Origin of the sequence: uncultured Nostoc sp. (assembly GCF_937863485.1) — a bacterium.
Classification (GTDB): Bacteria; Cyanobacteriota; Cyanobacteriia; order Cyanobacteriales; family Nostocaceae; genus Nostoc.
In genome coordinates, this window is record NZ_CALMFY010000088.1 from 1 (window position 1) to 24,210 (window position 24,210).

Annotated in this window: 18 protein-coding genes and 1 tRNA gene; 13 read left to right on the forward strand and 6 right to left on the reverse strand. The window is 42.5% G+C overall.

Annotated elements, in window-relative coordinates; all coding sequences use genetic code 11:
• The first annotated feature begins 551 nt into the window (after positions 1 to 551).
• Positions 552 to 2,489 (forward strand): DUF1565 domain-containing protein, encoded by a 1,938-nt coding sequence (locus Q0541_RS11620; protein ID WP_298910016.1) that lies wholly within the window; start codon positions 552 to 554, stop codon positions 2,487 to 2,489.
• Positions 2,490 to 2,517: 28 nt separating this feature from the next.
• Positions 2,518 to 2,688: a hypothetical protein gene (locus tag Q0541_RS11625; RefSeq protein ID WP_298910018.1), complete on the forward strand. Its 171-nt coding sequence runs from the start codon at positions 2,518 to 2,520 to the stop codon at positions 2,686 to 2,688.
• 158 nt (positions 2,689 to 2,846) lie between these two features.
• Here the strand turns inward: Q0541_RS11625 and Q0541_RS11630 are convergent, their stop codons facing one another.
• Positions 2,847 to 2,978, reverse strand: coding sequence for a hypothetical protein (locus Q0541_RS11630; protein WP_298910021.1), 132 nt, complete (start codon positions 2,976 to 2,978; stop codon positions 2,847 to 2,849).
• Positions 2,979 to 3,254: 276 nt separating this feature from the next.
• Positions 3,255 to 6,707: a TIR domain-containing protein gene (locus Q0541_RS11635; RefSeq protein WP_298910024.1), complete on the reverse strand. Its 3,453-nt coding sequence runs from the start codon at positions 6,705 to 6,707 to the stop codon at positions 3,255 to 3,257.
• Between the two features lie 417 nt (positions 6,708 to 7,124).
• Here Q0541_RS11635 and Q0541_RS11640 point away from each other — a divergent pair, with 417 nt between their 5' ends.
• Positions 7,125 to 7,547, forward strand: coding sequence for a hypothetical protein (locus Q0541_RS11640; protein WP_273763676.1), 423 nt, complete (start codon positions 7,125 to 7,127; stop codon positions 7,545 to 7,547).
• Positions 7,548 to 7,626: 79 nt separating this feature from the next.
• Here the strand turns inward: Q0541_RS11640 and Q0541_RS11645 are convergent, their stop codons facing one another.
• Positions 7,627 to 8,856, reverse strand: a complete 1,230-nt coding sequence (locus Q0541_RS11645) for a TetR family transcriptional regulator (protein ID WP_298910027.1) — start codon at positions 8,854 to 8,856, stop codon at positions 7,627 to 7,629.
• Between the two features lie 129 nt (positions 8,857 to 8,985).
• Between Q0541_RS11645 and Q0541_RS11650 the strand changes: the two genes are divergently transcribed.
• The 4 genes from Q0541_RS11650 to dhaL all read left to right on the forward strand — a co-directional run bounded on the left by Q0541_RS11650 (position 8,986) and on the right by dhaL (position 13,047).
• Positions 8,986 to 9,843, forward strand: a complete 858-nt coding sequence (locus Q0541_RS11650; protein ID WP_298910034.1) for a fatty acid desaturase — start codon at positions 8,986 to 8,988, stop codon at positions 9,841 to 9,843.
• A gap of 382 nt (positions 9,844 to 10,225) precedes the next feature.
• Complete coding sequence (locus Q0541_RS11655; protein WP_298910037.1) at positions 10,226 to 11,101, forward strand: MBL fold metallo-hydrolase; 876 nt, start codon at positions 10,226 to 10,228, stop codon at positions 11,099 to 11,101.
• A gap of 202 nt (positions 11,102 to 11,303) precedes the next feature.
• Positions 11,304 to 12,377 carry a dihydroxyacetone kinase subunit DhaK gene (gene dhaK / locus Q0541_RS11660; protein ID WP_298910040.1) on the forward strand — a complete coding sequence of 358 codons (1,074 nt, stop codon included), beginning with the start codon at positions 11,304 to 11,306 and terminating at the stop codon, positions 12,375 to 12,377.
• 28 nt (positions 12,378 to 12,405) lie between these two features.
• Positions 12,406 to 13,047: a dihydroxyacetone kinase subunit DhaL gene (gene dhaL / locus Q0541_RS11665; RefSeq protein ID WP_298910043.1), complete on the forward strand. Its 642-nt coding sequence runs from the start codon at positions 12,406 to 12,408 to the stop codon at positions 13,045 to 13,047.
• 155 nt (positions 13,048 to 13,202) lie between these two features.
• Here dhaL and Q0541_RS11670 read toward each other — a convergent pair whose 3' ends face one another.
• Entirely contained in the window at positions 13,203 to 15,497 is a 2,295-nt protein-coding gene (locus tag Q0541_RS11670; RefSeq protein WP_298910046.1) for an IMS domain-containing protein, read from the reverse strand.
• A gap of 765 nt (positions 15,498 to 16,262) precedes the next feature.
• Here Q0541_RS11670 and pdhA point away from each other — a divergent pair.
• The 5 genes from pdhA to fba all read left to right on the forward strand — a co-directional run bounded on the left by pdhA (position 16,263) and on the right by fba (position 21,757).
• Positions 16,263 to 17,297 carry a pyruvate dehydrogenase (acetyl-transferring) E1 component subunit alpha gene (gene pdhA / locus Q0541_RS11675; protein WP_298910048.1) on the forward strand — a complete coding sequence of 345 codons (1,035 nt, stop codon included), beginning with the start codon at positions 16,263 to 16,265 and terminating at the stop codon, positions 17,295 to 17,297.
• A 117-nt stretch (positions 17,298 to 17,414) separates the two neighbouring features.
• The gene (locus tag Q0541_RS11680; RefSeq protein ID WP_298910051.1) at positions 17,415 to 18,284 is read left to right on the forward strand and encodes an aldose epimerase; all 870 of its coding nucleotides are present in this window, start codon (positions 17,415 to 17,417) and stop codon (positions 18,282 to 18,284) included.
• 62 nt (positions 18,285 to 18,346) lie between these two features.
• Positions 18,347 to 18,418: transfer RNA gene (locus Q0541_RS11685), tRNA-Lys, on the forward strand.
• Positions 18,419 to 18,911: 493 nt separating this feature from the next.
• Positions 18,912 to 20,240, forward strand: a complete 1,329-nt coding sequence (locus tag Q0541_RS11690; protein WP_298910055.1) for a PAS domain S-box protein — start codon at positions 18,912 to 18,914, stop codon at positions 20,238 to 20,240.
• A gap of 437 nt (positions 20,241 to 20,677) precedes the next feature.
• Positions 20,678 to 21,757 (forward strand): class II fructose-bisphosphate aldolase, encoded by a 1,080-nt coding sequence (fba, locus tag Q0541_RS11695; protein WP_229485451.1) that lies wholly within the window; start codon positions 20,678 to 20,680, stop codon positions 21,755 to 21,757.
• A 240-nt stretch (positions 21,758 to 21,997) separates the two neighbouring features.
• On the opposite strand, the gene Q0541_RS11700 is transcribed toward fba, so the two are convergent.
• Entirely contained in the window at positions 21,998 to 22,810 is an 813-nt protein-coding gene (locus Q0541_RS11700; protein ID WP_298910059.1) for a carbon-nitrogen hydrolase family protein, read from the reverse strand.
• Between the two features lie 210 nt (positions 22,811 to 23,020).
• Between Q0541_RS11700 and Q0541_RS11705 the strand changes: the two genes are divergently transcribed.
• Positions 23,021 to 23,614 (forward strand): MarC family protein, encoded by a 594-nt coding sequence (locus Q0541_RS11705; protein ID WP_298910062.1) that lies wholly within the window; start codon positions 23,021 to 23,023, stop codon positions 23,612 to 23,614.
• 153 nt (positions 23,615 to 23,767) lie between these two features.
• Here Q0541_RS11705 and trxA read toward each other — a convergent pair whose 3' ends face one another.
• Positions 23,768 to 24,091: a thioredoxin gene (trxA, locus tag Q0541_RS11710; RefSeq protein WP_273763647.1), complete on the reverse strand. Its 324-nt coding sequence runs from the start codon at positions 24,089 to 24,091 to the stop codon at positions 23,768 to 23,770.
• Positions 24,092 to 24,210 lie beyond the last annotated feature (119 nt).

A 24,210-nucleotide genomic window follows, 5' to 3' on the forward strand; every position in this document is an offset into this window, starting at 1 on the left:
AGGGATTTAGGGTGAGGGCAAAAACTACGGTTCTCAACATAGATGAGGTTTAATTTCCGTTAGACAACTTGAGAATTTTCTTAATTGAGATACTGTAAATCAATCGCGACAAATTCGTTACAACTTCTTATTAAACGTTTCCCAAGAGATTCAAGATATTATCGAAAATCGACGTTTTACCTGGGAAGCAAACGACCCTCTAAATGCGTTTCCTGTTTTAAACGCCAACCTGATAGCCGAAAGCAAGTTTTTGATGTTAATTCACTAGTACGTTACGGCGTAAATAGAGCAACCATTTAAAATCCCGAAAGAGCTTGTTGCATAATACTTTTGAATGCATGACTTTTGAATGCATGACTTCCGCCTTGCGGTACTAGCCGCCACCCTGAATACTACCATCTGGGATGATAGTGCTATAAAGAATAACTCAATATCAATTATTACTATGCATTAAAAATCGCTAATTGCACAATATATGGGTAATATTATCGACATAATACTTTTTATAGAGTATAAGAATTTATTGTTACTTATAAGGAGTTGTGTTAAAGATGATTCCCCCTAGTGTGTTTTCTAAGTACCGTAGCGAAGATGTTCTGATTGCAAAGCTGAAGTTTCTGAAATCAGCAAAGCTTTTATTTTTTAGTTTTTCAGTATTATCTTTTACCGTAGGCATGGTAGCGGTAAGTATAGCATTCTTGGGTACAAGCCTGGGTAGTGCGTCAGCGAAGCTCGCCGTTGGCGAAGCCTCTCGTAGAGAAGGCATCGCTCAGATTCCATTGACACCAAATTCAGCACCTCTGGGTGAAAAGGGAAGTTCTCAGGTGAACGTGCTGTTTGTCAACCCAAGTGGCGGAGATGACAGCAGAGGTAATGGCAGCGAATCCGCTCCTGTGAAAACGATTACCCAAGCGTTGCGATTAGCTAATACCAATACTGTAATTATGCTCTCCACGGGCACTTATAGCGCCGAGACAGGAGAGATTTTCCCCTTAATATTGAAACCGGGTGTTTCAATTCAAGGCAACCCTAGCAATCAAGGAAAGGATATTATCATTCAGGGAGGTGGTGATTACCTGAGCCGGAGCTTTGCCGGTCAAAATGTCGCAATTGTCGGAGCAAACCAAGCCTTCCTGACTGGGGTGACGGTGACGAACTCCAATCACCGTGGTTACGGTTTATGGATTGAATCTAGCAATCCGGTAGTCGCAGAAAATACATTTATTGGTAGTACACAGGATGGGATTTCCGTCAGTGGTAATGCTGCACCTACCATTAGCAAGAATTATTTTGATCGCAATGGAGCCAATGGCATCACAATTGCCGGTAACTCCAGTCCCCAAGTCAAGGAAAATGTCTTTCACCAAACGGGTTTTGGGATCAATATTGCCCAAAATGCCGCTCCTATAGTCATAGGCAATCAAATTCAGAATAATAGATCGGGAATTGTGGTACAAGCAAATGCCCGCCCGATTTTACGGAATAATTCTATTCAAGATAATAAAGAAGATGGTTTAGTTGCGATCGCTCAAGCAATGCCAGATTTGGGTAATGCATCCGAACCTGGGGGTAATGCATTTCAAAATAATGCTCGTTACGATATTAACGCCAGCGCTGCTAAACAAGTGATTTCTGCTGCTGGTAATAATCTTGTGAGTAGTCGCATCACTGGCAAGATAGATATTAACGGTACAACAGCACTAGCAACCCAAAATTCTCAACCCGCCCCTGTACCCAATAATGTGTTACGAGAAATACCATCAACTGGAGAAATCACCTTTTCGGCTGCTGATGTTTCTGAAACTACTAATTCACCAAATAATCCTGTTTCTACACAATTAAACAGTCAATTGCTGCCATTAGTGCCAGCTAACATGCCACTTTCCGTGCCCATATCCAATCAACAGCAAGCCACCTCTAAAGTTGCCGGTTTTCCTACTCCTAGCAGCTTGTCAAGAAGACAAATACCAACTAACACTTCAAGAGTTGCAACTTCCAGTCCAGCAGAGCCGCCTGATAGACCACAGTTGAATTATGTGCGGATTGATCCTAATACAATTGAGTTTACGGCTCCTCAGTACCCATCCAATTCAGTAGCACAGCCACCAGTTCCGAGCGTGAGGGATCAAACACAGCAGCCATTACCAATACTAGAAACTGCTGCCCCAAATGCTGAAGCACTTTTGCCAGTTCCCAATCACAATATCCCCATTGCTAATACTCGCAATATGCGAACAAGTTCTGCAAGTATTCCCTATAGTGGTAACTCTGCAAGACAACTTGGTGTACGTTATCGCATAGTAGTTCCACTCTTCACTAATAAAGATCAAGATTTAGTAAGATTCCTTGCTCCTGATGCATTTCCCACAGTTTGGCAAGGTCAAAGAGTTATGCAAGCAGGAGTATTTAGTAGTGAATATAACGCTAAAGAAATGCTAAAAACTCTCTCTAGCAACGGTTTAAGGGCCATTATGGAACCGTTGAATTGAGTAGGGAATTGGGCATTGAAAATGGGGTATGGGACAAAAGATATGGAATTGGCGAGAAAAGCACCTCAAAATGAATATTGATCCACTTGAGAGAGCGATCGCTTTCCGACTGGGGGGAGGCATCGCTCTTTTAGTCAAGGGGGTGATCGTATTTTGGGAAGTTGGTCAAAAGGCGATCGCAGTTAGGCATAAGTTATAGCATTCGCGTTCCTTTTCATTCCTTTTTTTGATTGTCATTGGCGATCGCGGTTCAAAATGAAATCAATCGACTTGAGACAACGATGCACTTCAAAATGAAATCAATCGACTTGAGAGAGCTATCGCTTTTCTAATGTAAAAGAGGCAATCGCGGTTTCATCAAGGGAGCGATCGCACACCCTTATATCTGCGCCGATTTGGCGACTTGCGTCTGGATACAGCAGGCTCAGTTTTTTCCGTTTTACCAACTTTCGGTGATTGGCGATCGGCTAAGATATCCAGGGCAGACAAATGACGAAACTCGACGGAACAAGGGGTAGCGTTACCATCAGTATCCCAGATTTTTATCGTTTTACCAACATTCGGTTATTTGTTGGATTTACAAAATATTTTTAAGGGCGTTTATTTTAGTTGCCTTCATGATAGCGGGTTATTTTTGACAAGCGAGGTACGCTCACCGTCGAAAATAACCCGTTATTGGGGTGTGTTCCACCAAATGGCTCTTTCGTGACATGCTGCATAAAGGAGTGCTGTTTATGACCTTAAGCATATTTATCGCGCAAGGATTTAAGATTTTCGTTCATCTGTAATTCCCCACCTTAGTTGTGTCATGGGATCGGGTTCTAACTGGCGAAAATCAACCCACGTTATGTTTGCTAGAAAAGGTGGTAATTCTTTTGGAGTTTGAACACAATCTGGAAGCAGTACAGGAATAACCGGACATCGTCGTTTAACAAATTCCTGCAAAAAAGCATCTAATTCTGCGTCTTGCCAGGGGCCAGTATTATTCTTTCCAATAAAGACAGCCACAGCTTTTATATTCCTGATCTGTTCTTCCAATGCCCGTCGCCAGGGCAAACCGGGTCGGAGTTCCCATTCATCTAGCCAAGGCAAAATCCCTAATTCTTTAAGCTTTTGGCCAATGAGCTTGACATTTGGCTTATCATCGCTGTTGTGGCAGAGAAATACGTCGAAGTCTTTTGTTGCAATTTTCCCTTGAACTGAAGAAGTCGCAGTTTCACGATTGCGTTGCAAGTTGGCAGTTTTATCCATTTCTGCAAGAGTGGATGCCTGTGTTTCTGTTATTTGCTCTGCCTGTTCTGGATCTATCAAAGAAATAGGAGTTTCACCACAAACGCTACAACCAATCCAGTCAAAACCACGTTCACGCCGCATCTGGATATACTGTTCAGGAATTGTTGCACCACAATTATGGCAAGCAAAAATGCGCCGCTGTTTGATACTTTCTGCTAACGCCCGTCGCTTCAAATGAATCAGGATGTAGTCTTCAAATTGAGAGCGGGTTTGTTCATTTGCCGCTCTGTCAAAAAAGAGTATTAATTCTCCCTTACCCTCTTGAACTTCCCGTAAGAACATACCGCATAATCCACCCACTTTTGCTTTGTAAGTTGCGGCATTCTTCCATAAGTCTTGTTTGATAAAAAATCCACTTCTTGTGAGCCTCACGGCTAAAGTCGCATAAATATTGAGAATTGCACCTTCAAATTCAAAGATTACTGTTTGACCTTCTGGATTAGGTGCATCGGGCCATTCACGGGTAAATTGTGATGGAAATACCAAATACGCGACATCGTCCGCCGATTGGCGTAACACTAACTCGTGGCATAGTAACTCTTCAACCGTTGCAATTAGCAGTAGTTCTTCGAGCGCTTTATCCTTAATTCGCTCATCTTCTGACATACGAAAACGCCCGTGTCGTGCATCTTCTTCAGCGATACTGCCTAAACCATCAGGTTCATCCTTAGCAGCATTAATTAGAGCAGAAGCGTAAGCATCAAGCAATTCGGGTTGCAGTAAAATATAATTTCCAAAAGAAATTCGTCGGATTAAGTCCCTCGACTCGACTCGTCCAATACAGATATCAAATTGGGAACGCAACTTTTCTGTCTCGGTAGGAGCGTTTTCAGATTTTAGGAATGCACGATATAGGTCATCTACTGTAGATAACAATCGCTCGGCTTTTTTCTCTGCAATTAAGAAATCTTTGATTTGCTGGAAGAGTTTTGTTGAGCTGACGCTTGGCAAAGCTTTCCAATTAATAGCGTTGCGAATTGCATCGACGAGTTCTGGAATTTTCCACCCCTCTTTGGCGCTAGTTTCAAAGTATCCATCAAAGCCTAATTCCTTTACCCATGTATCGATACGCTTTGGACTAACGCCGATACCACCCCGATCTGCACGAGCAGCAACCAGAAATTTCTTTAATGAAGAAGTACTAGAAGACTGAAGCCGTTGTGCTTGAGTGAGCGCCCGATCCCAGTGGCGCACTCCAGCGAAGGGATCGGTTTCACTACGAGTATCGAAGATAATGAGAGCGACAGCTACTTCGTTTAGGTGCAATTGATGAATCAAACGATAGCCTGGTTGCCCTGCCAGATCCCATAGCATAGTTTCACGAGTCTCTGCTTGAGAACTTTCTACAATGCCTTCCTTCTCAAACGTCCAAACTCGCCGTCCGTGAGTTGATTCCGTTGGCTGGAAGTATTCGCCACTTAGCACTAAACCAAGTCCAGATTTTCCTACTCCGCTATCTCCTACTAAAACAACTTTGGCATTGGCATAATGAACCGAAGATGAAACAGAAGGAACAGTCGATAAGGTAGGAAAGTCTAACTCCCAGATATGGATGATCGTGTCCTTTTCCCCAAGTGTGGCGAGAATAGGCAGCTTTGGATTGAAGGCAACGCTAGAGAGCCATTTACCCGAAGTGGATTCATGAATAACTGCTACAGTTTCCCAAGTTTTGCAATTCCAGAGTCGAACAGAGTTATCCAGAGATTTAGATACAAGAAATTGACCGTCAAAGGAAAAAGAAACATCAGTGACTGCATCTGCATGGCCTTCAAGAACCCTAGTTAGCGATCCAGTTGCAGTATCCCAGAGCATGATAGTACCATCAAGAATTGCTGATGCCAACACTTGACTATCCGGCGACCAAGCTATACCAAGAAATTTGCTATTTTCTAAATTTATGGACTCGGGGGATGTTTGAGTTATGTAATAAGCTACTAGCTCTAATTCATTTGTCTCGGCTAACTCGGCGTGCAACTTCCTTAGCTCTGCCATTTCAGCTTCTATGCTTTCCTTATTTTGAATCTCTATTAGAGTACTCAATATCTCTTTCAATTCTTGTGTTAATTGTTGTAACTTTTCTATCTTTTCTAAGTGCTTTTGCCGAGCAGCATTAATATTGTAAAGACTAATGCTAGTTAGATTTTGATCTAATAAGGCTAGCATTTGCCCGCTTAAATCCCAAACAATATTACCTAAACTTTTGTGTTCTAGTAGTTCATCTAATAGCTCACCAAAAGATTGACGTTTATACAAAAAATTTTCTGAGTAAAGATTCAAATTATTTTTAATAATTATATTATCACTCTTTATCTTCAGACTAATACTAACATTAAAAAGAGTTTCCTCAAGAATATTAAAAATCTTTTTCAAAACAGTTGGATTAACATTGTATTGTCTATAATGTTTCCTTGCTAGTAGAACATACTTTTGTAATCGTAGAGAAAAATTTTCAAGTTTTGCCCCTAGTTCCTCTATTTTTTTTTCGGTTTGTGCATCCCAAAACTGAATTTCTTTATTATTATGGTAATGGCTATTTCTTGATGCTAACGTCTTTCCAGATGGATTCCATGCGATCGCATTGCTGTTCTCATTTTCAATTGCAGATCGTAGATTGCCTGTGCTGGTATTCCAAATCTTTATTGTGTCATCGGCAGAGACTGATGCTAAAACTTCTCTATCTGGCGACCATGCTATTCCAAGTACAGTGTCTGTATGTCCTTCAAGTACGGAGATAAGCTCTCCAGTTTCTGTATTCCAAAGCTGAATTGTATGGTCTTTGGAGGCTGAAGCAAGATTTTTCCCATCCGCTGACCATGCAATTTTAGTGATTATGTCACTGTGTCCTTCTAGGGTATAGCGCAGCTTGAAACCTAAAGGTGGTGAGAGAACCGAATTTTCTTGCTCTGAACTTGCTACTTCAGACATACTGTCACTCCGTTTGGCACGAACTAAAGGATTCTAGAAGATTAAGGTCTACTGAGTTTTTTTCACGCAATCAAATAGGACTCCTATAGTTGAATTATATTTATAATACTTTTCAGCGCGATCGCCTTTGTTGGAAGTTAGGTTGAGCTAAGGAAACCCATCATCTAATACTCCAACACGACTTTGAAGTACCTCAAAACGACTTTGAAGTACCTCAAAACGACTTTGAGGTATCTGTTGCTTATTTGATGTTACTTTTTTGACAAATTTAATAAATACCTCAGTACAATCCACTAAAAATAATTAGGTCGATCTTAATTTGCTTTAATTTTTCCGAATTATTTCTCAGAGAAGTTTATGGTTGCATTGGCTAGAGTACATGCAGTAATCCTATAACTTCCTTCAGGAGCGCATTTTATGGCACGACTAAAACGCAGTTCACTGACTCTCGAAAACGCTCTCCGTCGAATTGCAGGAATGCGATCGATTAGCCCGACGCTAGAATTTGGCAACGGATTAAATTTGACAGACTACGACAGCCGCATCCAAACCTTGCAAACCCAGCTATCAACCTACAACACTTTACTCTCTAGCATAGATGAAATGGCAGGTCGCCTCTCTCTAATTGAAGAAGAATTGCGCGGCTACTCTGAAAAGATGTTAATGAGTGTGGCAACCCATTATGGCAAAGACAGTTTGCAATATATGCAGGCGGGAGGCAAGCCACGCAAGAAATTATCACGCCGTTCGAGCAACACCCAATCCCCATCTGAGAGTACAGCTACAATCTTGAATGGTGCAAACAACAATAGTAGAGAAACCTCTGTTGTTTTACCTTAATCGTTTAACTGCATCATCCTGACCGATTCAGTTATCAGTTTACTGTTCACTGTTCACTGATAAGTAATCTCCCTACTCCCTATCCTGGCTTATGATCCAAACGAGTCGCTTGCTCTAGAGCAGCTTTTTCTTTGGCTCGACGAACATAAGGTTGTAATTGGGCGCGATCGCAACCTGTTAAAATAATCAGGTTTTCTAAGGTGATCCCCCGCATTAACATTTCTACGCGCCAGGTTTGTTGTGCCTGGGCTATAGCTGGCGTTTGTCCTTGAGGAGTTAATAGTCCATCACTCCATACTTGCCAACGTGTCTGAAGTTCTGATTCTGAGAGTGGTTTGCCTGTTTCATTCAAAAACATGGCTGTTTGAGCATCTTTACGGCTTTTGTGCCATTTAATTAGAGGATTATTAGTGAAAGACCCATAGCGTTTGCCCAGAATCCACTGATTCACAGGTACTTGACGAACAAGTCCTGGGATTGTGATTTGCAGGAAGTGCCCTTGGGTATCATAGATTTGGTGTGATCGCTCCAAGCTAATTATTTCTGTGGCAGATAATCCAGCCCCAAATAACACATAAGCCAGAGCATAATCTCGTACTCCCCATTTTCTGGCTTGTTGCAGAATTTCATGAACTAAACTAGCTGGTAAATCAGTTACTTCTGTGGTAGTGAAGCCTCCTTGTAAGGAGTTTGTTGCTGATTCCGCTGAAGATGACATGGCTCCATGTAAAAACAACTCCACCAAATTTTCCAGAAAATCATCCCGATCCTCCCAAAGTTCGTGAAATTCGCTGGTGAACTCGATTACGGCATATCCTAAGATCATGCCATTGAGCAAACTGGCTAATTTTTCTGCGGGTAAATAGGTATTTAAGTGTCCTTGCTGGATTACAGTAGCTAAATACTGTGCTACATAGCGGTTTGCCTCTGTTACTCCCCTGCCTAGTGCGCGGCGATTTTCTGCTGGGAATTGGTCGGCTTCACCGACCACAGACCGCACGAACTCTGGCACTCGTTCTAATGCATGTAAGCTATCACTTGCATAATCTTTTAGAGCTTGGTAGACATTGCCGGGAGGCGTTGCCCGCCGCACCAGCGACTCACCTAAATCCTTGAAAGCTGCGGACTCTTCCAGCACAGCCAAAAGCAGTCCATGCTTATTGCCAAAATTCCGAAATAGAGTCACTTCGTTGACTTCGGCTTTTTCAGCAATTTGGCGGGTTGTGGTAGCACTAACTCCCTGAGCAGAAAATAATTCAAGTGCAGCTTGAATCAGGCGTTGACGAGTGGAAATGAGTTGAGACGACATAGAGAAATGCAAGTGGCACTTGCACGGATATCAGAGTTCTGCTAGCATAACAAATGAAAGTGATACTTGCTTTACTCTACCCTACAGGTGACAAGCAAATCGCTTTATCATCCATCAACAGGAATTTTTATGACCGCAAATTTTGGGGCGATCGCCCCTGAGAGAGGCAACTCACCTCAGCTCAGTTGGACAAATGTAGTATTTTTTGCTGCATTTCATGCTTTAGCACTTCTGGCACCTTGGTTTTTCTCCTGGTCAGCATTAGGTTTGCTAGTGTTTCTGCACTGGTTATTCGGGAGCATTGGTATTTGCCTGGGATATCACCGACTACTGAGCCATCGGAGTTTCCAAGTTCCCAAGTGGTTAGAGTATGCGATCGCCCTGATTGGAGCGTTGGCTTTGCAAGGCGGACCAATTTTTTGGGTAGGTGGACACCGCCAGCATCACGCCCACACGGAAGATATCAATTTAGACCCCTACTCTGCTCAAAGAGGATTTTGGTGGAGCCATATCCTGTGGATTTTCTACCCACGTCCAGAATTTTTTGACTATGACACCTATAAAAAATATGCCCCTGATCTAGCAAGACAACCCTTTTATTGCTGGCTGGATCGCTACTTCTTGCTGTTGCAAATACCCTTCGGGCTGCTGCTATATGCCTTAGGAGGATGGCCTTTTGTAATTTACGGAGTGTTTGTCAGGTGTGTCTTGCTTTGGCACTCAACCTGGTTTGTGAACTCAGCATCACACCTGTGGGGTTATCGCACCTTTGATGCCAATGATGGCGCTCGTAATCTTTGGTGGGTATCCATTGTTACCTATGGAGAAGGATGGCACAACAACCATCATACTTATCCCCACATGGCAAAATCTGGGTTCTCTTGGTGGGAAATTGATGTTACTTGGTGGAGCATCCTTGTTTTGCAGACTTTAGGTTTAGCCAAAAAAGTTGTTTCGCGTCCTCCTCAAGGTGCAACTCACGGCTAAATTGCAACTAAATTATCATGAATTTGTTATGCCGATTGCTTCCCACAGTCGGCTTAATAAGTTGTTATGCATTTTAATTGCATATTTACAGAGTTTCTGAATAATGGTGTGAGTGTTTGTCCATACTTAATGCAAAACTTATTGTCATTAGGAGTAAAGGGATTGGAGCAATTGGAATTAGAACAGTAAAGCATATTTGGGAATATATCAGCAGATAGTGTCTATGTTCAGTTTTCCCATTTTCTGTTGACTGGGTTTCACGACTCTCTATTTTTGAGCAAATTTACTTCTAGTGGTGTCTACAATCTCAAGTCACTTTTGCTAGCGTAGTGATATAGAGTTTATCGCTCCCCGGTAAGCGGCTGGAAGCAAAAGGATTAATATGGCTCATTTAAATCAACGTCGTTCCCAAAATCTCAACGGCGATTTTTATGTAGATACTACCTGTATTGATTGTGATACCTGTCGCTGGATGACTCCTGAAGTGTTTTCTCGTGTTGATGAACAGTCAGCGGTTTATCATCAACCAACGAATGATGCAGAAAGATTAGCAGCACTTGAAGCACTTTTGGCATGTCCTACTAGTTCTATTGGCACAGTTGAAAAACCAAAAGATATCAAAGATGCTCAACAACAGTTTCCAATATTAGTAGCAGAGAATGTTTACCACTGCGGCTATCATTCTGAAAAATCTTACGGTGCTGCTAGCTATTTAATTCAACTTCCAGAAGGTAACATATTGGTGGATTCTCCCCGCTTTACGCCACCTTTAGTTAAGCGTTTAGAAGAGATGGGTGGAATTCGTTATATATACCTAACTCATAAGGATGATGTGGCAGATCATCAAAAGTTTGCGGAGCATTTCCAGTGCGATCGCATCCTTCATGCTGATGATATTTCTGCGGGTACTCGCAATGTGGAAATACAGCTAACTGGTTTTGAACCATTTACTTTGACTCCAGATTTATTAATTATCCCAGTTCCCGGTCACACTAAAGGACAAACTGTCCTACTCTATAAAAATAAATTTCTGTTCACTGGCGACCATCTCGCTTGGTCAGAAAGCTTGCACCAACTGGCCGCATTCCGCGATTTCTGCTGGTATTCTTGGTCAGAACAGACTAAATCAATGCGTAACTTGGCTAATTACTCTTTTGAGTGGGTGCTACCAGGTCATGGGCGAAGGTTTCATGCTGATAAAGAAACCATGCGTCAGCAGATGCACAAGTGTATTGAGTTGATGGAATCTTTGAATTGACATTAAATAACTAACAATTCAGGTCATGTGGAAAACCCACGAAAAACCTAACCCCCTAACCCCCTTCCCGACGCGGGAAGGGGGAAAATTCAAAGTCTCTCTCCTTTTAGGAGAGAGATTTAGAGAGAGGTCAGACTGTGTTGCATACAAACGAAAAGCGCTATAACCTGGGTTTTAGCACCCTTTTAACCAAACACGGATTATGAAAAAGCTGATCAACAAGCCGGAAGACTTTGTGCGGGAAAGTCTAGAAGGTATGGCAGCGGCTCACTCCGATTTAATTAAACTGAACTATGATCCCGTTTTTGTCTATCGAGCTGATGCATCTATACAGGGGAAAGTAGCAATTATTTCTGGTGGCGGTAGTGGACATGAACCAATGCACGCTGGCTTTGTGGGCAAAGGAATGCTTGATGCAGCTTGTCCTGGTGAGGTTTTTACTTCACCTACTCCTGACCAAATGCTAGAAGCAGCCAAACGGGTAGATGCAGGCTCTGGTATCCTTTATATCGTCAAGAATTACAGCGGCGATGTGATGAACTTTGAGATGGCAACGGAGTTAGCCCGTGGTGAGGGCATTCGAGTGCTAAATATTTTGATTGATGACGATGTGGCAGTGAAGGATAGCCTTTATACCCAAGGACGCCGGGGTGTGGGAACAACAATACTGGCAGAAAAAATTTGTGGTGCTGCGGCTGATTTGGGGTATGATTTGCCACAAATAGCAAATTTATGTCGCCGAGTAAATCTAAATGGGCGGAGTATGGGAATTGCTCTAACATCTTGTACAGTCCCCGCTAATGGAACGCCGACATTTGAATTGGGCGATCGCGAAATTGAATTAGGCATCGGTATCCACGGTGAGCCAGGAATAGAACGTACAGCCATCAAATCAGTAGACGAAATCACCGAAATCTTAACGCGATCGCTCATTGAGGATACAGCATACAGCCGCACACTGCGTGAGTGGGATGAAAACAAGGGAGAATGGGTAGATATAGAACTAATAAATCTCCCATTTGCAAAAAGCGATCGCCTGTTAGCTTTCGTCAATAGCATGGGTGGAACTCCCATTTCTGAACTGTATATTGTTTACCGCAAACTCGCCCAAATCTGCGAACAGCAAGGATTGCAAATTGTGCGAAACTTGATAGGCCCTTATATTACATCTCTAGAAATGCAAGGTTGCTCCATTACCCTGCTGAAACTAGATGATGAGATGATCCGGCTATGGGATGCACCAGTAAAAACGCCGAGTTGGCGCTGGGGAATTTAACTAATTATGAATTACGAATTATTTTAATATGGTGAGTCAGGCGCAGATATTACAATGGTTGCAGGCATTTGCAACCGAGATAGAGCAGAATAAAGCATATTTGACAGAATTAGATGCTGCGATCGGAGATGCTGACCACGGGATCAATATGGATCGTGGCTTCAAAAAGGTAAGTACTCAGTTACCAATTCTTACAAATAAGGACATCAGCAACATTCTCAAAACTGTGAGTATGACCTTGATTTCTTCTATTGGCGGTGCCAGTGGCCCTCTTTATGGCACTTGGTTTTTGCGAGCCAGTACAGCAGTAGTAGATAAGCAAGAATTAACAGAACAAGATGTGTTAGGGCTACTCCAAGCAGGTTTAGACGGCGTACTGCAACGTGGCAAAGCGCAACTAGGAGACAAAACAATGGTGGATGTGCTATCTCCGGCTGTAGACGCTTTTAGACAAGCTGTAGGAGAAAGTAAAGGAACGCTAAAAGCTTTGCAACAGGCTGTAGCAGCAGCCCAAAGGGGGTTGCAAGAAACTATACCGATGCAGGCGAAAAAGGGACGGGCTAGTTATCTCGGCGAGAGGAGTATTGGACATCAAGATCCGGGAGGAACTTCTACTTATTTGATGTTGAAAAGTTTGTTAGAGGTGTTAGAAAGTTCTGGGGAATTTTGAGTTAAAATTTATTGCGGTTGCTAGGTGGGTATTAGTTTCAGAGTCAGAGCGATTGAAGAATTCAGGAATGAGAATCACTCTGACTGGAGGATTGGAATCACCCACTTCGTACTAAGCGAGCTTATCCTAGACATCGCCTAAAACTTCCAACTTATCTAATTGACAACAGATATACTCTGGATACGCCATTTACCTCGTTCTCGAATCAAATCATACCGAACTCGCAATTTATCATTAGAAGAGTTTTGAAACTGACCATTTTCATATAGCTGTGTTGCTTCCTTAACCGTAGCTTCCACTGCGGCACGATCTGCAAATAAATCAATTTTCTCTACAGATTCCACCTTCAGGCTATGGTTGTACTTGCGGTAGCGGTTGTCTGACCTATCCTGTTGAGCAATCAGCCGCCATTGAGATAAAGCCGAACCAGTTAAAATCTGCTCTAAATTATTAATCTCATGATTGGGCCCTAAAGCTGCGGCTTTAGTAGATAGCCAAGTCCGAATAACTTCCTCTGCCGTTGCATCTGTTAAAGGGCCATCTAGTGCTTGTGGTTTACTATTTGGATCAGGAATAGCTATTGGTGGTTGATTTATTTGTATAAACAACTGTGAGTCACGCACAGATGGTGTCGGAAAAAATAGATTTTTTAACCATCCAAAAGTTGTTGTGGCTAACACCCAGAAAACTAATATACTCACCAAAGAAATAAACACTCTCCATACCAGCCGTGTTTTCCCTTCTATGGTGTTAGCAAAGGTTCGCCGCCGCCGGGGACGGCGAGACTGAGGACGATTATCTGGTACACGCTCTCGGCTAGCAGATGGAGTCGGTTTTCTCCTTCTACGCTTTTGGTTATGACCGGGTGCAGCAGTCTTAGCTGAACCATTCAAATGCTGATTAGTATTTCTGCTCATCCGTTCGGCAGTAGGAACATCTGATTTTACACTTCCAAATGAATTCCACATTGGTGGTAATAAATTTGAATATTCGGGTGTTTGTTTTGTTGGTGTTTCTGGCAAATCTGGGTCAGGTGTTCTGCTGTGATTAAATTGCCCTGAAGTCCTAGTTGAATTGTTGGGGAAATGGGGATTATTTCTCTGGGGCTGGGGAAAATACTGGGGGTTAATTACAGCCCATTCATTAGTTGTTTCTGCATCAGTTGGCAGTGCTTCTAAATAAGCTTGCACCTGTTGGTTAGCAAAGTAATCTTTTAGGAAAGCTTGCTGGTTTACTAAATCTCGAAAATGGGGAAATACTTCGTGTTGCAACCACTGTTCTGCATATAGACACAGCCCCGGTAACAAATCTGGAGAGTCTTGAGATTTTTCCCGAATAAAAGCTAAAGCTTCGTACTCCTGACTAAGTTCTAAAACACGAGTTGCTTCTTGGGTTTGTCCCAAGAGTAATGCACATAGCGACTGTTCTAAATGTACATCTTGGCGTTTGCCCAGGCGCATGAGCATTTGCCTTGCTTGACGAATTAAAGCAGGTTGACGTTGAGCAAATCCGCGTGCTATCAAGGCATAAACAGCTAAGTAAGTGGCAACAGCAGAAGGACGTTTGCTTTGGGCTTCAAATAACTTGTGCTGCTCTGCGACTGTTAAGTGGTTGCGTAACTGCTGGATAAATCGCAGAAAGTCATCTATATTTAAACCAGATTCATCATTACTCGTGCCATCTATGCCACCACGATCTTCTAAGAGATTTTGCAATAATTCCAAGCCTTGGCGTCGTTCGGCAGTCTTTTCTTGAGGTAGTGCCAGCAACTCCAAAATTCGATATGGTCGCAATTTGTAAAGATCCGCCTGAATTTCTGCCTGTACGCTAGAAAACAACCCTTCGCGTGCTAGCAGTTCTTGACCAGTTTCTAGGGATATGGCGGCATTTTCATAGTGACCTTGCTGCCACTGTTCACGACCTAATTCTAGACAAGCAAGGGCAACAGTGAGAACAACATCTGGATGTTCAGCACTTTCGTGTATTTCTTCCTCTGCTAAATTATTGCCTTTTCTTGCACTTGTAGCACCATTTTTATTTACCAGGTACGGACGACCTAGTTTCAATACAAGTTCGTATTCCCCCAACTCTTGCAAAATTAATAAAGCGCCAACTAATTCGTCTTGGGTAATTTCGATCCCCAGACTCTGGGTGTCAATGCCCCGTTTAGTGCTTTCTGTACGATTTTCCAGTGCTACTGCGGCAGCAGCAAGGTTATCAGGGTCATAGGCGTGGGCAAGATAAAGCTGATCGTAGGTACTGCGTTCTTTTGGATCTGATAAAACCACGTAAGCTTCTTCTATGAGTTGTTTACGAGAAGAAATTGCTGCCTGAGAATACTCACGTCGTGGCAATTGTACAATGCGATCGCTATATGCCTGCCGCAATTGTTCATCACTTGCCGCCAACGGTAGTCCTAAAATTCGGTAGTAATCTAGCGGAATTCGCACAGCCTACTTCCCCTGCACCGTGATCAACATAATTCACCTAGAGCTTTCCAGGCCTGTAAAACTGTGCCATAAAAATGCCGTATAGAATTTACTCTACAAGTGTATATTCCAACAACTTGTTTTGTACCTTCCCGAAATTTTGAGTCACATTCTAGTACTAATTTTTTGCTTTCGCCTAGAAAGCCTCAATTGTTTGTCTTAATTCTTAGTATTTTTGTTTAACACGACTATTATCAGCCTTCGATACCACAAACCACAACTACCGCTTTTAATCACGGCATAAATGTTGTGGTTGCAAGAATCTATTGATGATTGATTTTTTTGGGACTTTCCCAGTAGGCGGTAACAAAAATACCACTATTGGGAGTTGACCCTGATAACAGGAGAAAAAAATCATATCATAATTAACTTTTAATTACAATTACCTATTTGGGTATAGAGACTTTTGCATCTTTTTTTTAAATTGTTAATGGATATGCAGAAAGCAGCCTATCTTGATTGCTAATCTATAAAGGGCAATCGTGAGAGAGAAAAACCCAAAGCGACAGATATTGTCGTTAGAGTCAAATCCTCACGGGGCATGGGCTGAAAACTTAAAAATCAAAAATTAAAAATTCAGCTATTCCCTAAGACCCTTTTTTGGTGCATAAATAAAGTTTGATTGTTGAGTCTTGCAAACGCTAGCCTGTTAAAAGCTGAGGTGTTATCAGACCAACTTATTTAAGACTGTAACTTTAAGTTGTACAACAGGGATACTCAAAAATAATGGTTCAAGAGCGTACTTTACCCACATTTAATCCTGCTACTACGCACATTACTAAGGAAGAAGGGTTACGGTTGTATGAGGACATGGTGTTAGGGCGCTTATTTGAAGACAAGTGCGCTGAAATGTACTATAGGGGCAAAATGTTTGGTTTTGTCCATTTGTACAACGGTCAAGAAGCCGTTTGCAGTGGGGTTGTGCAGTCAATGCGACCGGGTGAAGATTTCGTTTGCAGTACCTACCGCGACCATGTTCATGCTCTGAGCGCGGGAGTACCAGCAAAAGAGGTAATGGCAGAATTATTTGGTAAAGCCACAGGTTGCAGCAAAGGGCGCGGTGGTTCCATGCATATGTTTTCTGCTGAACATCGCTTGCTGGGTGGCTATGCTTTTGTGGCTGAGGGAATTCCTGTGGCAGCCGGAGCGGCTTTTCAAAGCAAATACCGCCGCGAAGTGCTAAAAGATGAAAGTGCTGACCAAGTGACAGCTTGCTTTTTTGGCGACGGTGCAGCTAACAACGGTCAGTTTTTCGAGACGCTAAATATGGCAGCCCTATGGAAACTGCCAATTCTGTTTGTAGTCGAAAATAATAAGTGGGCCATTGGGATGTCTCACGAGCGAGCCACTTCCCAGCCAGAGATTTATAAAAAAGCCAGTGTATTTAACATGGTGGGCGTGGAAGTCGATGGCATGGATGTACTAGCAGTCCGAGCCGTGGCCCAAGAAGCTGTAGCCCGTGCCCGTGCAGGTGAAGGCCCAACATTAATTGAGGCACTTACCTACCGCTTCCGGGGTCACTCCTTGGCAGATCCTGATGAAATGCGAAGCAAAGCAGAAAAAGAATTTTGGTTTGCCCGTGATCCAATTAAGAAGTTGGCAGCTTATTTACTGGAGGAAAACCTGGCGGATGAGCAAGAAATCAAAGCTATTGACCGTAAAATTCAGGATGTAATCGACGAAGCGGTTAAGTTCGCCGAAAGCAGCCCCGAACCAGACCCCAGCGAATTATATCGTTTCGTGTTTGCAGAAGACGAATAAAAAGTTAGAAGTTAGGAGTTAACAATTCTTAACTCCTGTACAGATGCGATTAATCGCGTCTCTCCTAAGTACAGACGCGATTAATCGCGTCTCTATCCTAAACTCAGGACTAAATTTGTGTTTACCATTGCAGTTCAACAGCAACAATACAAAACCTACATCCTTTCAGATGAAACCGCTGGTTCTCAACTGGAAGTTGTCCCAGAACGTGGTGGGATCATCACTCGTTGGCGTATACAGGGGCAAGAAATTTTCTATTTAGATACTGAACGCTTTGCTAATCCTGATTTGAGCGTCAGGGGTGGGAATCCTATTTTGTTTCCTATCTGCGGCAATATACCGGATAATACGTATACTCACAATGGGCAGCAGTATACTCTAAAACAACATGGCTTTGCCCGTAATCTACCCTGGGAAGTAACTGACCAAGTTACTCAAGATAAAGTTAGCCTCACCCTCGTCCTCAACAGCAACGAGCAAACATGGGCAGTTTATCCTTTTGACTTTCAAGTGCTGTTCACTTACGAACTCCAAGGTAATACTTTAGAAATTCGCCAGCAGTATAAAAATCTCTCATCCACATCATTGCCCTTTTCTACAGGTTTCCATCCTTATTTTTTGACGGTTAATAAAACTGGGTTAGAGTTTGAAATTCCTTCCCAAAAGTATCAAGACCAGATAACCAAAGAAATTTACCCCTTCAATGGTAATTTTGACTTTAGCCGCGATGAAATTGACGTTGCCTTTAAGCAGCTAACCAGTCAATCCGCCGCTGTGACAGACAACAGCCGCAAGTTGAAACTGACTCTGGATTATAGCAATGAATATCCGATTTTGGTGTTTTGGACGCTCAAAGGCAAAGATTTCTACTGTCTAGAACCGTGGAGCGCTCCCCGTAACTCCCTGAACACTGGTGAAAACCTGACTGTGTTAGAACCAGGAAGCAGCTACACGGCATCTGTGCGGTTAGCAGCGAATTTTTTCTAAAGTGCTTTACAAATCTATAAATTTATATGATATGATGGCAAAGTTGCGAAAAGCAAATTAACGGGTCGCTAACTCAACGGTAGAGTACTCGGCTTTTAACCGATTAGTTCCGGGTTCGAATCCCGGGCGACCCATATTCGAGAAAAAATACTTGCTAAGTCTTTAGGATAAAAGTCGAGGCTAGCTCTATCGCTATCAAGAAAATTGTGAATGTGATCGCTCTGGGGAATAAGAAATCAGATGAGCGTAGGCGTAGCCCGTCGTAGACATCGCTTTTCGCTGAAGATAAAAAAAAGATTACAGATTAATCGAAATTAACTGAGTTGTCTGCCTATTTCAGTGATTTTATGGCTACTTCTGCGAGCGCGGCTTGTAGATTCTGGTCTATCATTGTCCGCTATTAGACAGATACGTTCCTGCGTATTATCTCGTAACCTTTTTCAGAAATCAAATATGATTCCTATAAAAACTTAAATGTTAATTATTTAATACTTATGGGAATACTAATTAAAGTTGTGTAAAGCTGACTCTTTTCCTTTTATCGGAACAAAAGAAGAGTATTTGGAACAGACAATAGTCAAGAATTTGGGTATGCTCTTTATCTATTAATTTAGGAAGTAAATTAATATGGAAAATTTGACAAGAGAGCAAGCTGAAGAAGCTTTGTTTCGCCTAGCGGCAATTGTAGAGTCCTCTGAGGATGCTATTATCAGCAAAACCTTAGATGGAGTAATTGTTAGCTGGAATCTTGGTGCAGAAAGAATATTTGGCTATAAGCAAAAAGAAGTACTTGGTCAACATGGGACAATAATTATTCCTCCCGATCGGATCAAAGAGGAAGCCCAAATTATTCAGAAATTGAGGCAAGGAGAACGAGTTGAACATTTTGAAACTGTGCGTCAACACAAAGATGGCACACTGATTGATATCTCGTTGACAATTTCTCCGATTAAAAATTTGACAGGTACAATCACTGGTATCTCTAAAATTGCTCGTGATATCAGTGCTGGTAAACAAATTGAAAAAGCTTTGCAAGAGTCAGAAATTCAGCTGCGTCAAAAAGCAACTGAGTTGGAAACTACCTTACTTGAACTAAAGCGAACGCAAACTCAGCTAGTGCAAAATGAGAAAATGTCTAGTTTAGGGCAGTTAGTCGCTGGGGTAGCGCATGAAATTAATAACCCAGTGAACTTCATCTATGCCAACCTCAAGCCTGCCAATGACTATACTCAAGACCTATTAAGACTGCTGCGGTTGTATCAAAAGCATTATCCCAGACCAGTGGCGGAAATCCAGTACGAAAGCGAGGAGATCGACCTAGATTTCCTGCTAGAAGATTTGCCCAAGTTACTTTCCTCAATGGAAGTTGGAGCAGTGCGGATTCAAACGATTGTCCGCTCTTTACGGAACTTCTCCCGTATGGACGAAGCTGAGATCAAACAGGTCAACATCCATGAGGGCATTGATAGTACGCTGATGATTTTGCAGCATCGCCTGAAAGGCAAGTTTGACCAGGAAATTAAAGTGGTGAAGAATTATGGCAACCTGCCGTTGGTTGAGTGCAAAGCTTCTCAACTGAACCAGGTGTTTATGAATATCATTTGCAATGCAATCGATGCCCTTGAAGAACGAGATTTACAGCGTACATTTAGCGAGATTGAGCAACAGCCCAGTCAAATTCTGATTTGTACTAAGATGCTTGATTCACATTTGGTACAGATTCGGATTGTAGATAACGGTCAAGGTATCCCAAAATTCGCTCAAGAACGATTGTTTGACCCATTCTTTACTACTAAGCCAATTGGCAAGGGGACTGGATTGGGGTTGTCGATTAGCTACCAGATTGTTACTGAAAAGCATAATGGCTCATTGCGATGCCATTCCATACCCGATCGGGAAACCGAGTTTGTGATTGAGATCCCGATTCGACATAACTGTATAAACAATGTTTTATAAATTTAGGTATCTAATTTTACTTGAGTGCAGAACTTTTCGGTCTACTGAATTTGAAGACTTAGAAAAAGCGATCTTTGATCGTTCATTTAGGAAATGCGATCGCTTTTAATTTGAATTGAGATTTTACAGATGGTTTAAGTGCGATCGCAATCGCGTAGCGTCTGGCAGAAAAGCGTTCCTAACCGTCATATGCGCTTACCTTCAGTCAGGAATCTAGGATACAGAGCTACCAAAGCCTTTAAACGTAGGGTAGCTTACCATACAGTAGAATAGGTGAAGTATAGGGCATGTTTATGAGCAATGGCGTAAACTTTTTCAACATAGATACACGACACTAGTTATAATTTCCTATAAGTTGAAAAAACTCTTAAGATTTAGCGTAATCATTACGCTTCTTTCACACCGACTAGCTGACAACCACATTAGGAGGACTATCTATGGCGCTTGTACCACTGCGGCTGCTGTTGGATCACGCAGCTGAAAACGGTTACGGCATCCCAGCTTTCAACGTTAACAATTTGGAGCAGATTCAGGCGATCCTGAAGGCTGCTGTCGAGACAGATAGCCCCGTAATTTTACAAGCTTCACGCGGCGCTCGTAATTATGCAGGAGAAAACTTCCTTCGCCACCTGATTTTGGCAGCCGTAGAAACCTATCCTCATATTCCCATTGTCATGCACCAAGATCATGGGAATGCTCCTGCTACCTGCTACTCAGCAATCAAGAACAACTTCACTAGCGTGATGATGGATGGTTCTTTGGAAGCTGATGCTAAGACCCCTGCTAGCTTCGAGTACAACGTCAGTGTTACCCGCGAAGTCGTAAATGTAGCTCATGCTTTGGGTGTCAGTGTTGAAGGTGAACTCGGTTGTTTGGGTTCTCTAGAAACTGGTGCTGGTGAAGCTGAAGATGGTCACGGGTTTGAAGGTACACTCGACCACTCTCAACTGTTAACTGACCCCGATGAAGCTGTTGACTTCGTAGAAGCAACCCAAGTAGATGCTTTGGCTGTTGCCATTGGCACAAGCCACGGTGCTTACAAGTTTACCCGCAAGCCGACTGGGGAAATTTTGGCAATCAGCCGCATTGAAGAAATTCACCGCCGTTTGCCTAACACCCACTTGGTAATGCACGGTTCATCCTCTGTACCAGAAGATTTGCTTGCACTGATTAACCAATATGGTGGTGCAATTCCTGAAACCTACGGTGTACCTGTAGAAGAAATCCAAAAAGGTATTAAGAGTGGTGTACGTAAAGTAAACATCGACACTGACAACCGTTTGGCTATTACTGCTGCTGTACGTGAAGCTTTGGCTAAAAAACCAGAGGAGTTTGACCCTCGTCACTTCCTCAAGCCTTCTATTACATATATGCAGAAGGTTTGTGCTGAACGCTATCAGCAATTTGGCACGGCTGGCAACGCAAGCAAGATCAAGCAAATTTCTTTGGAAGATTTTGCTGCTAAGTATGCTAAAGGTGAACTCAACGTTGTTACCAAGTCAGCTGCTAAAGTTTAATTTTGACAACAAATAAATAGGGGCACAGTGCTGCTATGCTCCTAAAAGACTGAGGATTCTTAATATCGGCATAAACCGGGTGGTTACCCGGTTTTTTGTTTTATTCCCAGGTAATGGGCATTGATTATTTCCCCCCTGCTTCTCTGGTTACTGAGCGCAATCGTAAAGCCTGCGGCATAGCTACGCCCTAAGCGCCAGCCTCTGGTAGAGTTATATGCTCCCTCATCCCCCTTCCAGCACCTAGAATACTCGATGTTGTAAAGAGGGCATTTGACGGCGGACTTGTTCGAGCCTAGTGGGCTTGATTTGTGCGATCGCAATTCCCGGCTTTTCCCCAGCATCGGCTAAAATTACGCCCCAAGGGTCGATAATGACCGCGTGTCCGTGGGTTAGACGGCGGGCGTAGTTATTGCCTGCTTGGGCAGGAGCAATGACGTAGGCGGTATTTTCGATGGCTCTGGCTTGTAGTAGTACTTGCCAGTGGTCTTTGCCAGTTAAGGCGGTAAAGGCAGCGGGAACAAAGATAACGTCGGCTCCCTTCTCTGCTAGATGACGGTATAGTTCCGGGAAGCGGACATCATAACAAATAGAAAGTCCTAAATTACCAAGTTTTTCTGAGAAATGGACGGGGGGTAGTTGCGTACCAGCCACAACCGTGCTGGATTCACGATAGGTGTTACCGTCAGGGACGTTAACATCAAATAGGTGTACTTTGTAGTAGCGAGCAAGTTCTTGACCGTTTGGGTCGATGAGTAGAGTGGTGTTATAAACTTTGCCTGTATTGTCTACAGGAAGTGGAAAGCTGCCGCCCAAGATTGTAATTTGAAAGCGTTGAGCCATTTTTTTGAGAAATTTTTCACTTTCAAGAGCGATCGCATCACCTTGGGCGAGTTTGTCTTTTTCTTCTCCCATATAGGAAAAGTTTTCTGGCAAACCTACCAATTCAGCACCTTGACGCACGGCAAGCTCGATTAATTCTTCTGCCTGGGCCAAATTTTTCTGTAAATCTGGCACACTAGTCAATTGAATAGCGGCGGCTAAATAAGATTTCATAGGTTCAACAACGAACAGTTGATTTATGGAAGATAGATTATCAAAATATATCGCTAGTTAAACATTTGTGGAATTTAATTAGAAATGTGTCAGCGAAGATTTTCTTTAACGGACTTGTTTTATTGCTGATTTTAATATTCCTCTGGGTTCTAGCAAACTGAGCAAGATTAAGATTAGGTTGTGATTAAACCCTGATCAAAACTACCTGCTGTGGATATTCCTATTCTCATTCAAACATTTATCGCTGTGTTTGTCCTGGCAGATGCTGTGGGCAATATACCAATTGTTTTAGTTTTGACTAAGGGCATGATGCCAGACCAAAGAAACAAAGTTATAGATAAAGCAATTATCATTGCGATCGCAGTTCTTTTGCTATTTGCCTTTGCAGGGCAAATAATTTTAAATTATTTGGAAATCAGTATCGGCTCTTTGCGAGTAGCAGGAGGACTATTGTTGCTGTTAATTGCTTTGCAAATGCTGCGGGGAGAATTAGATCAGCCGATTATTGAGGAAGGACGCGATGTTGCAATTACTCCACTAGCTTTACCACTGCTAGCGGGGCCAGGGACTTTGACAACGGTGATGTTGCTAATGTCAAAATCACAGAGTCCGCATATTGCTGTGGCGGTGGGTATCTTAGGAGCGATGTTTATGACTTGGTTGATTTTGCGTTTAGCAAATCTGATTGACCAGTGGATTGGTGCAGAAGGTGGAATAATTGTGACTCAACTTTTGGGTTTTTTGTTGGCGGCGCTAGCAGTGGAAATTGGTAGTACGGGAATTAGGGAGTTGTTTTTGAGCTAGAAAACTCCTAAAAATATTCGCAATCGCAAACTGTATACAAATGTAAATAAGTTTGAAAGACGAGAAATTCGCGCCTCTCAAACTTGTTTATAAAAATTAACCTAAACTTAGAACAACATGGATAACTCAAGAGGATTTTATTGCCGATTGAGTTCAAAGATACTTTTCGAGGGTGGAAGCTAATGTAGTTTTAGGCACAGCGCCGACCACCATATCCACTTTTTGTCCACCCTTAAAAATCATTAATGTGGGAATGCTGCGGATGCCGTATTGACTAGCAACATTAGGATTTTCATCTGTATTGACTTTTACGACCTTTATTTGACCTTTGTACTGTTCGGAGATTTCATCGACAACAGGAGCTACCATACGGCATGGTCCGCACCAGGGTGCCCAAAAGTCAACTAAAACGGGTACCTCGCTGTCGAGTACTTCTTGCTTGAAACTAGAATCGGTAACTTGTGCGGCTGTTGACATGCCTAAAACCTTCGCCAATAATATCTGAACTTGGTGAAAATTCTACCATAGCAAAAACCTCAGCTTGGAAGTGCGAGGATGTACATTTGCAAAGAAGCTCTAGAATTTATTTATAAACA